This window comes from Pantoea sp. Taur, from assembly GCF_009830025.1.
GTDB lineage: Bacteria > Pseudomonadota > Gammaproteobacteria > Enterobacterales > Enterobacteriaceae > Pantoea > Pantoea communis.
Genome location: NZ_SZZZ01000010.1, coordinates 113,861 through 126,552, shown reverse-complemented (window position 1 = coordinate 126,552; position 12,692 = coordinate 113,861). Strand labels below are relative to the sequence as shown.

Sequence of the window (12,692 nt, the reverse complement as noted above, 5' to 3'; positions counted from 1 at the left end):
AAAGGAGACACTTATGTCACATGCCGGACCGCGTTCAACGCTGCTTGATGCCCTGCCGTGGCTCGATTATGCCTTTCAGCCTGCGGGCCAACCGGTGCCCACGGATGCCGCCTATGGCCAGCAGCGCCACAGCGCCCAGGTGGTGCTGGCAACCCAAAACCTGCCGCCGAAAAGCTGCGAATCCGATGGCGTGATTGGGGAAAACCAGCTGCCGGTGGCGGTGTATACCGCTGACTGTTTGCCGGTACTGTTCGCTGATAGCGCGCAGCATCAGGTGGCGGCAGTGCATGCCGGATTGAAAGGCACGCTGAGTGGAGTGCTAAACAGTGCCATTGACGGATTGCTCAAACGTGGTGCCCGCACCGAAACGCTGCATGTCGCCATCGGCCCGGCCATTGGTCCGTGCTGTTATGAGCTGGGCAAAGATTTGGTGACGCAGATGCAAGAACGCGCAGATTTGCCTGCGCTGCAGTGGGCGAGCGAGCAACCACGCAATAGCGCAGCGATCCGTCCGCAGGCGCGGGCGCATCATCAGGGCGTGTGGTTTGATTTGCCGCATCTGGCGCGAGGGTTGCTGTTACAGCGTGGCATTCCTGCCGAGCAGATCGAGGTGTTAAACGTCTGCACTTATTGCATGGCGGAGTCGGGATCGAGCTATCGCTACAACACCCATTTTGACAGCGGCTATCAATCGCGATTTTCGTGGATTCGTCGTCGCGACTGAGTGGCTGCACGTCCCTGTGCAGCCCGTTGCATCAGTGAATGATGGCGTTAAGTGCCAGCACACCCGCCAGACCGAGAATCGAGATCAGCGTCTCCATCACCGTCCAGGTTTTCAGGGTTTCTACCACGCTCAGGTTGAAGTACCCCTTAAACAGCCAGAAGCCCGGATCGTTGACGTGTGAGGCGATCACGCTGCCCGAACCTACCGCCAGCACCATCAATGCCGGATCGGCATGGGTCACCGCGATGATCGGCGTGACGATCCCGGCGGTGGTGATCGCCGCAACCGTGGCCGATCCCAGCGCGATACGCAGCATCGCTGCCACCGTCCAGCACATCAGCAGCGGAGACAGTGACGATCCTTTCATCATGTCCGCAATATAGTTGCCCACGCCGCTGTCCACCAGCACCTGCTTAAACGCACCACCCCCAGCAATGATGAAGACGATCATGGCGATAGCGGCAATCGACTCGCCGCACATATCCATCACTTCTTCCATCTTGCGACCGTTGCGCAGACCCAGCGTCAGTACGGCGATCACTACGGCAATAAACAGCGCCACCGCCGGGTTACCGATGAACTCAAAGAACTGACGCAGCGGGTTCTCTTTTGGCGTGGTCAGCTCAAACACAGCGGCAATCGCCATCAGCACCACCGGGATGATGGCGGCAAAGATACTGATACCGAAACCTGGCATCTCTTCTTCAGAGAAGATCTTCGGGTTGTACAAGCCTTCCGGTGGTGATTTCTCAAAGCTCTTCAAGAATTTCGAGAAGATCGGACCGGCCACGATCACCGTCGGAATGGTGATGATCATGCCGTACAGCAGTGTGGTGCCAAGGTTCGCGCCAAAGATGGTGGCGATCGCGGTTGGACCGGGATGCGGCGGCAGGAAGCAGTGCGTCACCGAGAGTGCAGCCACCATCGGCACGCCGACGTACAGCAGCGGCAAACCAGCCGCCGCGACGATGGTGAACACCAGCGGCAGCAGCAGCACGAAGCCCACTTCATAGAACATCGCCAGACCAACGATCAGTCCGGTGACCACCAGCGCCCATTGCAGCCGCTCTTTACCAAAAGCAGCAATCAGGGTGGTGGCGACGCGTTGTGCCGCGCCGGTGTCCGAAACTAATCGCCCGAGCATGGCACCGAAGCCGAGGATCATCGCTAATCCACCGAGCGTCGAGCCGATACCTTTTTGGATCGAGGCCATTACGTTGAGCGGCGTCATCCCTTCAGCGATACCCACCACCGCCGAGACAAACACCAACGCAATAAAGCCGTTGACCTTAAATACAATCATCAATACCAGCAGCAGTATCACACCCAGCACAATAATGGTTATTGGCATTTTTTATTATCCTTAGGAATACAGAGGGGTGATTAAGGTCTAGGCGCGGCCCGGCGAAAATGCCAGCCGCACCATGGCATTACACGGCGACGCGCATACCGCCATCAACGAACAGCAAGTGACCATTCACGAAATCAGACGCGCCCGAGGCGAGGAACACCGCAGCACCGATCAGCTCTTCCGGTTTACCCCAGCGGGCGGCTGGCGTGCGTTTGGTGAGCCAACCGGTAAAGGCCGGATCGTCGGCCAGCGCCTGCGTCATCTCCGTGACGAAGTAGCCTGGTGCAATGGCGTTCACCTGGATGTTATGGCGCGCCAGCTCGACGCACATACCGCGCGTCAGCATGGTGACGGCGCCTTTGGAAGCGGCGTAAGGCGTGATGGTGTCGCGGCCCAGTTCGCTTTGCATCGAACCGATATTGATGATTTTACCGCGCTGGCGATCGACCATTTTTTTCGCCACGGTTTGAGAGACCAGGAACACGGCGGTCTGGTTAACGGCAATCACGTCATTCCAGTCCTGCTCCGGGAATTCGAGGAACGGACGGCGGCGCTGGATCCCGGCGTTGTTGACCAGAATATCAATCGGTCCCCATTCGGCTTCAATCTCATCCACCGCCTGCTGCACCTGCGCAGACTGCGTCACATCAAAGGCTTTGGCATGGGCGCGCAGGCCCAGCTCGCGCAGTTTCGCCGCGCCCTGTTCTGCCCCCTGTTTGGTGGTGGCGTTGACGATCACTTCCGCGCCGGCTTCACCCAGGCCACGCGCCAGCAGAAAACCAATACCGCGCGCCGAACCGGTGAGTAATACACGCTTGCCTTCGAGGGAAAATAACTGACTCATCACTGCTCCTTAAAAGGTTAACTGGACTTTCGCCGCACGAGTTTTATCGCCAGCAAACTGCAAGGCCGCGTCGATGTCCTGCAAATCGTATTCACCGCTGAACAGCGGCAGCGGGTTGACCACACCGTTCGCCAGCCACTCGACGGCGGTGTTGAATTCATGGGTAAAGCGGAAAGAACCGACCAGCTGAATCTCTTTGGCAATCAGCGCTATGATCGGGAAGTTCGGGATAGTGCCACCCATGCCGACCTGCACCAGCGTACCTTTGGCGCACACCACATCGAGGCAGCGCTGTAACGAGGAAGGATGGCCAGAAGCCTCAAACGCCACATCGAAATAGCCTTTGTCGGCCAGATAAGGCGTGAAATCGCCCTCGGCGGCATGGATCACATCGGTCGCGCCCATCTGCTGCGCCATCTCCAGCGAACGCTCGCTAATGTCGCTGCATACCACAGAGGCGGCACCGCGCGCTTTCGCTGCCGCCGCAATTAAGCAGCCAATCGGACCGACGCCGGAAATGAACACGTGCTTGCCGGTAAGATCGCCCGCCTGATGCGTGGCGTGAATGCACACCGCCAGCGGCTCGGCAAACACCATCACGGTTTCATCGGCATCCTGTGGGAAAGGCACGCACTGTTTGCTATCCACCACTTTGTACTGGGTGAAACCGCCGTCGACATGCGGCACATACATCGCACTGCCGAAGAAGCGCATGGAGGTGCACTGGTTTTCCTGATCGCGCTGGCAGTATTTGCACTCGCCGCACGGTTTGGACGGATTGACCGCCACTTTTTGATTCGGCTTCAGGTCCGGGTTGTCGCTTTCCACCACATGACCAATCACTTCATGACCGAGGATCATCGGCATTTTGACTTCGAAGCTACCGACTTTGCCTTCCTGATAGTAATGCAGGTCAGATCCACAAATGCCGCCGCGCGTAATACGCACCAGCGTGCCTGTGCCGTCCCAATTCACCTGTTGCGGTGCGACGCTGACCTGTTTTTTCCCGGTAATCACGCAGGATTGCGTTTCGATATTCATGGTTTCCCCATTTGTTGCTGTTGCAATGGGGGCTATCAAAGCGGGATCAGAGGCTGAAAACTGTGAACCAGATCACTCTAAATCATGTTACGAAATAGCTGTTACCTGGAACGTGAACTGCTCGTACAGAAGATGGAAGCGGGATCACTTTTTGCTGGGGAAAACCAAGACTCGTCTTGGGGATTAACCACAGTGAGCTATGTCATTATCGCCGCACCCTCACCCGGGAAAGTCGTCTGGATTGAGTCTGACAGGAGTCATAACTATAGAGCTAAATCATTAGCCCTCATCTTCAAGCTGTTTCAGGGTGCACAGGTCTCTTCCCGTGCCGGGCGAAGGAGTCCGAACCTTTCGCCTGCGACCTGTCGCCCTGCTTTTTTTGAGGTTTCTCACAGCCTGAACACCGCGAATTTCCATCCCAACCAATTCCCGCTAAAGTTGACTCATCCGACCACTTTCCGAGACTGTGTTCATGACTGAGCATTACGCCCACCTGTTTGCCCCGCTGGATCTGGGATTTACCCAACTAAAGAATCGTTTTCTGATGGGTTCCATGCACACCGGGCTGGAAGAACACACTGATGGCGCCACACGATTAGCCGCGTTTTATGCGGAACGCGCGCGGGGAGGCGTGGCACTGATTGTGACCGGCGGCATCGCACCCAACCCACAGGGCGTGGTGGCACACGGCGGCGCCATCCTCAATCAGGAGAGCCAGTGCGACTGGCATCGCACCCTCACCGATGCGGTGCATGCCGCGGGCGGCAAAATCGCGCTGCAAATTCTGCATGCCGGGCGTTACAGCTATCAACGCGATTTGGTTGCGCCTTCAGCGTTGCAGGCACCGATTAACCCTTTCACGCCGCGCGAACTGAGCGATGGCGAGATTCGTCAGACCATTGCGGACTTTGCCCAGTGCGCGAGGTTGGCCCAGCAGGCCGGTTATGATGGCGTCGAGATCATGGGCTCCGAAGGTTATCTGATTAATCAGTTCCTGGTGGCGCACACCAACCATCGTGACGATGAGTGGGGCGGCGATGTGCAGCGCCGTCGTCGCTTTGCGCTGGAAGTCACGCAGGCGGTGCGCGAAGCGGTCGGCCCGGCGTTTATCATCATCTTCCGCCTGTCGATGCTCGATCTGGTGAACAACGGCAGTTCGCTGGAAGAGACGCTGACGCTGGCAAAGGCGCTGGAGCAGCGCGGTGTGACGCTGTTCAACAGCGGTATTGGCTGGCACGAAGCGCGCATCCCGACTATCGCCACTTGCGTACCGCGTGCCGGTTTTGCGTGGGTCACGCAGCATCTGCGTGAAGCGGTATCCGTCCCCGTTATTGCCACTAACCGTATCAACCATCCGCAGGTGGCGGAATCGCTGCTGCGCGATGGCATTGCCGATATGGTCTCGATGGCACGTCCGTTTCTTGCCGATGCGGCCTTTGTGCGCAAAGCGCAGGCAGGGCAGCCGGATGCCATCAACACCTGCATCGCCTGCAATCAGGCCTGTCTCGATCAGATCTTTGTCGGCAAAGTCACTTCATGTCTGGTTAATCCCCGCGCCTGCCACGAAACCCTGATGCCGGTAATCCCAGTTGAACAGCCTAAACAGATTGCGGTGGTCGGTGCTGGCCCGGCGGGCATGGCGTTCGCGCTACAGGCAGCCGAGCGCGGCCATCAGGTGACACTGTATGAAGCGGACGCACAGATTGGCGGCCAGTTTAATATTGCGCGTCAGATCCCCGGCAAAGAGGAGTTTAGCGAGACGCTGCGCTACTTCCGCCATCAGCTGGAGACACAGGGCGTGGCAATTCGCACCGGGCATCGCGTGAGCGCTGATGAGCTGGAAAGTGTGGATGAAGTGGTGATCGCCACCGGTATTGCGCCGCGTCAGTTGTCGATTCCCGGCATCGACCATGCCAGCGTACTCAGCTACCTCGATGTGATTCGCGATAAAAAGCCGGTCGGCCAGCGCGTCGCCATTATCGGTGCGGGCGGTATTGGCTTTGATACTGCCGAGTTTTTGCTGCATCAAAACGCGCACGAAGATTTCTATCAGAGCTGGGGCATCGATCACAGCTTACAGGCGCGCGGCGGGTTAGTCCGTCCGCAGCCGCTGGCAGCGGATCGGCAAATCTGGCTGTTGCAACGTAAATCCGGCAAGCCCGGCGCCGGGCTGGCGAAAACCACCGGTTGGATCCATCGCGCCAGTTTGCAGGCGCACGGCGTGCAGATGTGGGGCGACGTCGAGTATCTGAAGATTGATGATGCCGGATTGCACTTGCGCCATCAGGGCGAGCCGATCACGCTGGCGGTGGATAACGTGGTGATTTGTGCCGGGCAGGAACCGTTGCGTCAGCTGGCGGATGAGCTGGCCGCACGCGGTAAAGCGGTAAAGCTGATTGGTGGAGCCGATGTGGCGCAGGAGCTGGATGCTCGCCGCGCCATCGCACAGGCCACTGAGCTGGCGCTCAGCGTGTGATTAACGCAGTTTGACCGAACGCAGCACCACGAACTTGGCGTTAGACGCCACCAGCTCACAGTTGCCAAACAGCTTTTTCATTTTGACGTGATAACCGAGGTGGCGGTTGCCGACAATACGCAACTCGCCGCCGTACTGCAGGCAACGTTTGGCATCACGCAGCATTTGCCAGGCCAGATGATCGGTCACCGCGTGCTGCTGATGGAACGGCGGATTGCACAGTACCGCGTGCAGACGATCCGACGGGAAGCCACTCAGTACGTTGTTGACGCGGAACTGGCAGCGTGCCAGATCCTGCGGACGGTTCACTTCCACGTTGAGCTTACTGGACGCCACGGCCATGTAGGATTCGTCATAGAACAGCACGTCCGCCTGCGGGTTCTGTTCCAGCGCCAATAAACCAATCACGCCGTTGCCGCAGCCAAGATCGAGGATTTCCCCTTCAATATCTGACGGCAGATGCTGCATAAAGAAACGCGCACCCACGTCCAGCGATCCGCGAGAGAACACGTTAGCGTGGTTGTGAATCTGGTAAGAGGAATCGTCCAGCGGCCACACCGTGGTCTCTGACACCTCCGGCAGTTTGGGCGCGCTGTAAGTGCAGTAAATCAGGCGCGATTTCTTCCACGCCAGTGAGGTTTTGCTCTCACCGAGAATGCGATCGAACAACTGCTGCGTGGAGTTGTGGATGTCTTTGGCTTTTGCCGCGCCGAGGATCAGCGTATCAGCCGTGATCACTTTACGCAGCGCGCGCAACTGGTGCTCCAGCAGGGCCAGCGCTTTCGGGATTTTAATCAGCACGACGGCAGGCGCAGCAGGCAGCGGCGCCAGGCTATCGATAAAGTGCACCTGATCTTCATCCATCTCATTGAGACGCAGGTTCTGCTTCGCCGCCTGCTCGCTCAGCAGCGAGTCGCTGACGTGCCACACTTCACGGCCGTTCAGTCCGCAGGTCAACGCACCAAAGCTGTCGTTGAACACCAGCACCGGTCCTTCTGGCAGTTCTTGCTGCAACAGATATTCATCGGCGGAATCCCACGCCTGTAACGGGCTTTCTTCACGCATCGGCGGGAAGCGCTGCAAGGTCAGCGTGCGATTGGTCAGTTCAAGTTGGCTCATGGAATCTCCGGCGTGGTACACTTTGCGCGATTTTCGCCCTAAAAAGGGGGCGCAGTATACTGTCTTTCGTCGGGAATCCCAATGTCATTAATCTATCTGCAGGGTTATCCTGAAAACATCCTCGAACAGGTGCAGTTGCTGATTGATAATCAGCGATTGGGCAGCTTTTTGCAGGAACGCTATCCTGACACGCACAATATTGTCAGTGACCGTGCGCTGTATGATTACACCCAGGCAATGAAAAACCGTTATATGCGCAGCGCGCCGCCAGTGAGCAAAGTCATCTGGGATAACAAAATCAAGGTGATGAAACATGCGCTTGGCCTGCACACCGCCATCTCGCGTGTGCAGGGCGGCAACCTGAAAGCCAAAGCCGAGATTCGTATCTCCACCTTCTTCCGTCTGGCACCGGAACCGTTCCTGCGCATGATCGTGGTGCACGAACTGGCGCACCTGAAAGAGAAGGATCACGACAAAGCGTTCTACCAACTCTGCTGCCATATGGAACCGGATTACCACCAACTGGAGTTCGATGCGCGCCTGTGGATGACGGATCAGGCGATGCGCGGTAACGCGGCTTAGCGATTCATTTCGTTGCAATTTTCCCCTCAGCGCATATGCTCAGGAGTGTCTTAGATCGGCCTCGACTTCTCACCTGCTGGGCTAAAAACGATGACACTCCAACAATTACACTATTTTCTGGCGGCGATTGATCTGGGCACCATGTCCAAGGCCGCCGAGTCTTTAGAGATCTCTCAGCCCTCCCTTTCCGATCAGATCCTGCGACTGGAAAGCGAAATGGGCACCCATCTGTTTATTCGCACCAACCGTCGCCTGATATTGACCGATGCCGGTCTACGCCTTGAGCCTCATGCGCGCGCAACCGTGCAAGCGGCCAAACGCGGTTATGAAGCGGTGCAGTCCGTGCGCGAGCTGAAAGGCGGACTGGCATCTTTCGGCACCTTCAGTTCTGCCTACCAATATTTTCTCGCCGATCTGATTTGCGAGTTCCGGGCGCGCTATCCCGGCGTGCGTCTGCGTTTAACCGGCACTAACTCTTCGGACGTGGCGCGCTCGGTGATTGATGGCGAGATTGAAGCCGGGCTGGTGATGCTGCCGGTGAATAATAAAAATCTGGTGGTCAGTGAACCGGTCTGGTCAACGCAAATTGGCTATATCTCGGCGAGTGATGCGCGTTTATATGGGCCGAAGGATATTCATGCCTTATTACAGGCACCGCTGATATTCAGTGAAGCCACCTGGCACACCAGCGATCCGATCCGTCGTCTGCTCAATCAGCGTGCTCAGGAGATCGGTGCGCGGCTGGAACCGATTATTGAAGTGGAACATCAGGCAACGGCACTGGAATTGGCCGCGAGAGGATTAGGAGATCTTATCGCTACGCGTCCGATCCTGCACCACCTCGGATACGGCGATAAGCTGAAATGGGTACCCATCGAACCGCCCGCTTTTGAGGTGTTTGCCTTTATTCACCGTGCTGACACCGCCATTTCTGCTGCCACCCGCGAAATGATGCAGCTGATGCGCCGTTATTTGCAGGAGGTGCAATCCACTTACAGCCATATCGAATGCTAATGGCTGAGCGTGCATATAGGGCAAACCTATATGAACCAAAATCATAACCCTATTCATTCTGCGCAAATAGCCGCTTAAAACTATGTCAATCACGTTACCCCAATGTTGCAAAAACTTTGCAGGAGAGACGTATGACATCCCAGGCTCGCTATTGTGTGATTGGTGCGGGTGCCGCCGGACTGGCAGCACTGCGCACTCTGCAGGAACAGGGTATTACCGCCGATTGCTTCGAAAAAAGCGATCGGGTGGGCGGTCACTGGCATCACGATTACGATGCGCTTCATCTCATTACACCGAAGAAATCGTCAGGATTCGATGGCTTCCCCATGCCAGAAGCGTGGCCGGTTTATCCCAGCCGCGATCAGGTACGTGAATACATTGATAGCTATGCCGATCACTTCAATCTGCGCCAGCAGATCCGTTTCAACAGCAGCGTAGATCGCATAGAGCCGCTGGGTCATGCGGGCAGTGACGGCTGGCGTGTCGCCGTCAATGGCAAACCCCATGTCTATGCTGGGGTGCTGGTCGCTAACGGCCATCTTTGGGATTGCGCTTTCCCGCCGCAAGCTCAGAATTTTAGCGGCATTTCGCTGCACTCGGGCCAGTACCGCAACACTGAACAGCTGCAAGGCAAAGTATTGGTTGTGGGCTGCGGCAACTCCGGTTGTGATTTGGCCGTAGACGCGGCGCAGCACCGTCTGGTGACCGATATCGTGATTCGTCGCGGCCAGGTGTTCCAGCCAAAAGCGCTGCTGGGGGTACCGCGTGCCGAAATCCCGTTCCTCAACGACTTGCCTCCCGAATTGCAAAATGCCTTCACTCAGGTGCTGACGATGATTTCATTGGGGCGCTGGGAGAATTACCCTGGCATGCCTGAACCGGAAAGCTGGGATTTGGAAAAACAACCACCGGTGGTGAACACCCTCTTGATGTACTGGATCCAGCATGGCCGCATTAACGTGCGTCCCGGCATCGACAGCATCAGCGGTAAAACCGTCACGTTTAGCGATGGCAGCCAGGCGGATTACGACAGCATTTTGTGGGCGACGGGCTTCAATACGCGCTTGCCGTTCCTCGATGACAGTTTACTGGAGTGGCAGGATGGCGTGCCTCTACGCACCGCCGCCATGACGCTGCCGACCTCGCTGGAAAACCTCTACTTCGTCGGACTCGCCGCACCGCGTGGCCCGCAGTGGCCAACTTATTGCCTGCAAACCCGACTGATCGCCCGCATGTTGCAGCTGCGCGAACAGGGTATCAGCAATCTCAGCCACCTGCTGGCCACCCAGCAGCAGCCCGATTCGCGTATCGATATTGTGCGTCGCCTGTGGCTGGAAAATCTTGAGGAGACCTGGCGCACGCTGGATCTGCTGGAGAAAGTCAGCATCGCCCCGAAGCACCCTTCCACCCTGATGGCTTGATCGGAGTAACACAGAATGCAATCACAAAAACCTGTGGTGTTGGTGACCGGTGCTGCTTCCGGTATGGGCAAAGCGGTGATGGAGAAGTTTCAGCGTGAACAGTGGGAAGTGATCGCCATCGATCGTTGTGAGATGGCGCACCAGCCGGGTATCACTGCCGTGACCGCCGATATCACGCAGTATGCTGCGCTGCGCGAGGCCGTTGCCACAGCACTTGAGGGACGGCACATCCACGCGATGATCAACGCCGCCGGCATCTTCCCCACCTCAACATTGGAAAGCAGCACCGACGCCCTTTATCGGCTGATCTTTGACGTCAACGTACTTGGCAGCGTCAACATGACCAAAGTCGCCAGTGAATTCATCTGCCCCCAGGGCGGCGCTTTCCTGCTGTTCGCCTCGGTGGATGCTTTCGCTGTCTCCCCTTCGCAACTGCTGTACAGCGCATCGAAAGCCGCGGTGGTTTCTCTGGTCAAATCGCTGGCGATTGAGCTGGTGGGTCAAGGCATCGTGGTCAATGCCATCGCTCCCGGCTGGGTGGAAACCGAAGGCACCTTAAAGAGCGGACGTATTCATGAGGGCGTGAAGTCGGTGCCGCTGCAACGTGCCGCCAGCGTGACAGAAATCGCCGACTGGGTGTGGCATCTGGGCGCGCAACCAGGCTACGTCACCGGTGAAACGCTGGTGATTTCCGGGGGAAGCTACATGCGCTAACCCTTTTACAGACGTCGTACTCCACTTCAATCAGACAGGGTAAGGCAATGAAAGAAAACACAATAAGTCCATCGCTTAATGGAGCTGTACGATTTGTAAAGGACCGAACTCCCTCACGCCAGATGTCGCGCCAGGGGCAACTCACCAAAGCCGTAACCGGGGTGACGCTGGGCAACATGGTGGAGTGGTTCGATTTTGCCATTTACTCCTCCATGGCGATGATCATGGCGAAAGTCTTTTTCCCCACCACCAACAGCTATAACGAACTGATTGCGATTTATGCGGCTTTTGCCGCCGGTTTTCTGATTCGCCCACTCGGCGGTTTCCTGTTTGGCCCGATCGGTGACCGATTTGGCCGCCGCACCGCATTAGTGTTGAGTATCAGCATGATGTCGCTGGCGACCTTGTGTATCGCCATGATCCCCAGCTATCACAGCATTGGCATTGTTGCGCCTATCTTGCTGGTGGTGATGCGCATGCTACAAGGGCTCTCTACCGGCGGCGAATACGGTGGGTCCTGCATTTTTATCGCCGAACACAGCCCTGATAAACGTCGCACCTTCTTCACCAGTTGGCTGGAGTTCGGCAACATCGCCGGCTTCCTGGTGGGCGGCATCATTGTGAACGTGATCAGTAGTGTGTTAGGCGAAAACACCATGGTGGCATGGGGCTGGCGCGTCCCCTTTGTGATTGCCGGACTGATGGGCATCGTGGCGCTGTTTATCCGCCTGCATGTCGATGAAACGCCGGTATTCCGTGAAATGCAGGCTGGTAAAGCTAAAGCCACGGCACGGGCGCCGTCTTTGTGGGCGCTGATCCTCAAAGAGTGGCCCCAGTTGCTGCGCTGCGCAGGCCTGGTGGCGGCTTTCAATATCAATTACTACATCGTGCTGGGCTATATCCCGAGTTATCTGGTGAGCTTTATGGGCATGTCAGAAACGTTCAGCGCCAATCTGTCGTTGATTGCCACGCTGGCACTGCTGTTGTTTATTCCGGTGTTCGGCATGCTGGGCGATCGCTTCGGTCGTAAGCGCATGCTCACCATCGGCAGTGTTCTGATCATCATTTCCGCCATTCCGGTGTTTTGGGCACTGCAAAGCCACGGCATGGCAGCGATTGTCATCGGCATGACGGTACTGCTGCTGGGCATGCTGTTCTTTGAGGGCACCATTCCCGCCACCCTGACGTCACTGTTTGGCAGCACCGTGCGCTACAGCTGTTTTGCCATCAGCTACAACCTGTCTGTTTCACTGCTCGGCGGCACCGCGCCGCTGATCAACACCTGGCTGATCAAGCAGACCGGCATCACGTTAATCCCCGCGTTCTATCTGATCGGCGGCGCCGTGCTTGGCTTACTGGCGCTATGGAAAATGCATGATCGTACTGGAAAGCCCTTACCCACCTAA

11 protein-coding genes are annotated in these 12,692 nt (G+C 57.1%); 7 read left to right on the top strand and 4 right to left on the bottom strand.

The window, feature by feature from the left end:
- Nucleotides 1-13: 13 nt before the first annotated feature.
- Nucleotides 14-724: a polyphenol oxidase family protein gene (locus FD744_RS15100; RefSeq protein WP_160868615.1), complete on the top strand. Its 711-nt coding sequence runs from the start codon at nucleotides 14-16 to the stop codon at nucleotides 722-724.
- 31 nt (nucleotides 725-755) lie between these two features.
- Here the strand turns inward: FD744_RS15100 and FD744_RS15095 are convergent, their stop codons facing one another.
- From FD744_RS15095 to idnD, 3 genes are all read right to left on the bottom strand, one after another.
- Nucleotides 756-2,075, bottom strand: coding sequence for a gluconate:H+ symporter (locus FD744_RS15095; protein WP_160868614.1), 1,320 nt, complete (start codon nucleotides 2,073-2,075; stop codon nucleotides 756-758).
- Nucleotides 2,076-2,154: 79 nt separating this feature from the next.
- Nucleotides 2,155-2,919: a gluconate 5-dehydrogenase gene (idnO, locus tag FD744_RS15090; protein ID WP_160868613.1), complete on the bottom strand. Its 765-nt coding sequence runs from the start codon at nucleotides 2,917-2,919 to the stop codon at nucleotides 2,155-2,157.
- Between the two features lie 9 nt (nucleotides 2,920-2,928).
- On the bottom strand, nucleotides 2,929-3,960 hold the full coding sequence (gene idnD, locus FD744_RS15085) for an L-idonate 5-dehydrogenase (protein ID WP_160868612.1): 1,032 nt from the start codon (nucleotides 3,958-3,960) through the stop codon (nucleotides 2,929-2,931).
- A gap of 472 nt (nucleotides 3,961-4,432) precedes the next feature.
- Here idnD and FD744_RS15080 point away from each other — a divergent pair, with 472 nt between their 5' ends.
- A complete protein-coding gene (locus tag FD744_RS15080; protein WP_160868611.1) occupies nucleotides 4,433-6,436 on the top strand; it encodes an NADPH-dependent 2,4-dienoyl-CoA reductase in 2,004 nt (667 codons plus the stop codon).
- Here the strand turns inward: FD744_RS15080 and rlmG are convergent, their stop codons facing one another.
- Nucleotides 6,437-7,555, bottom strand: a complete 1,119-nt coding sequence (gene rlmG, locus FD744_RS15075) for a 23S rRNA (guanine(1835)-N(2))-methyltransferase RlmG (RefSeq protein WP_058959519.1) — start codon at nucleotides 7,553-7,555, stop codon at nucleotides 6,437-6,439.
- 81 nt (nucleotides 7,556-7,636) lie between these two features.
- On the opposite strand from rlmG, the gene FD744_RS15070 reads away from it, so the two are divergent.
- The 5 genes from FD744_RS15070 to FD744_RS15050 all read left to right on the top strand — a co-directional run bounded on the left by FD744_RS15070 (nucleotide 7,637) and on the right by FD744_RS15050 (nucleotide 12,692).
- Nucleotides 7,637-8,137, top strand: coding sequence for a M48 family metallopeptidase (locus tag FD744_RS15070; protein WP_034830993.1), 501 nt, complete (start codon nucleotides 7,637-7,639; stop codon nucleotides 8,135-8,137).
- Between the two features lie 90 nt (nucleotides 8,138-8,227).
- Nucleotides 8,228-9,151 (top strand): LysR family transcriptional regulator, encoded by a 924-nt coding sequence (locus FD744_RS15065; protein ID WP_034830994.1) that lies wholly within the window; start codon nucleotides 8,228-8,230, stop codon nucleotides 9,149-9,151.
- A gap of 131 nt (nucleotides 9,152-9,282) precedes the next feature.
- Nucleotides 9,283-10,572, top strand: coding sequence for an NAD(P)/FAD-dependent oxidoreductase (locus tag FD744_RS15060; protein WP_160868610.1), 1,290 nt, complete (start codon nucleotides 9,283-9,285; stop codon nucleotides 10,570-10,572).
- A gap of 15 nt (nucleotides 10,573-10,587) precedes the next feature.
- Nucleotides 10,588-11,286, top strand: a complete 699-nt coding sequence (locus FD744_RS15055; RefSeq protein ID WP_160868609.1) for an SDR family NAD(P)-dependent oxidoreductase — start codon at nucleotides 10,588-10,590, stop codon at nucleotides 11,284-11,286.
- Between the two features lie 122 nt (nucleotides 11,287-11,408).
- On the top strand, nucleotides 11,409-12,692 hold the full coding sequence (locus FD744_RS15050) for an MFS transporter (RefSeq protein WP_237449396.1): 1,284 nt from the start codon (nucleotides 11,409-11,411) through the stop codon (nucleotides 12,690-12,692).

Coding starts and splice junctions, on each gene's coding strand:
- FD744_RS15100 (WP_160868615.1), top strand. CDS start 14: ATGTCACATGCCGGACCGCGTTCAACGCTGCTTGATGCCCTGCCGTGG.
- FD744_RS15095 (WP_160868614.1), bottom strand. CDS start 2,075: ATGCCAATAACCATTATTGTGCTGGGTGTGATACTGCTGCTGGTATTG.
- idnO (WP_160868613.1), bottom strand. CDS start 2,919: ATGAGTCAGTTATTTTCCCTCGAAGGCAAGCGTGTATTACTCACCGGT.
- idnD (WP_160868612.1), bottom strand. CDS start 3,960: ATGAATATCGAAACGCAATCCTGCGTGATTACCGGGAAAAAACAGGTC.
- FD744_RS15080 (WP_160868611.1), top strand. CDS start 4,433: ATGACTGAGCATTACGCCCACCTGTTTGCCCCGCTGGATCTGGGATTT.
- rlmG (WP_058959519.1), bottom strand. CDS start 7,555: ATGAGCCAACTTGAACTGACCAATCGCACGCTGACCTTGCAGCGCTTC.
- FD744_RS15070 (WP_034830993.1), top strand. CDS start 7,637: ATGTCATTAATCTATCTGCAGGGTTATCCTGAAAACATCCTCGAACAG.
- FD744_RS15065 (WP_034830994.1), top strand. CDS start 8,228: ATGACACTCCAACAATTACACTATTTTCTGGCGGCGATTGATCTGGGC.
- FD744_RS15060 (WP_160868610.1), top strand. CDS start 9,283: ATGACATCCCAGGCTCGCTATTGTGTGATTGGTGCGGGTGCCGCCGGA.
- FD744_RS15055 (WP_160868609.1), top strand. CDS start 10,588: ATGCAATCACAAAAACCTGTGGTGTTGGTGACCGGTGCTGCTTCCGGT.
- FD744_RS15050 (WP_237449396.1), top strand. CDS start 11,409: ATGTCGCGCCAGGGGCAACTCACCAAAGCCGTAACCGGGGTGACGCTG.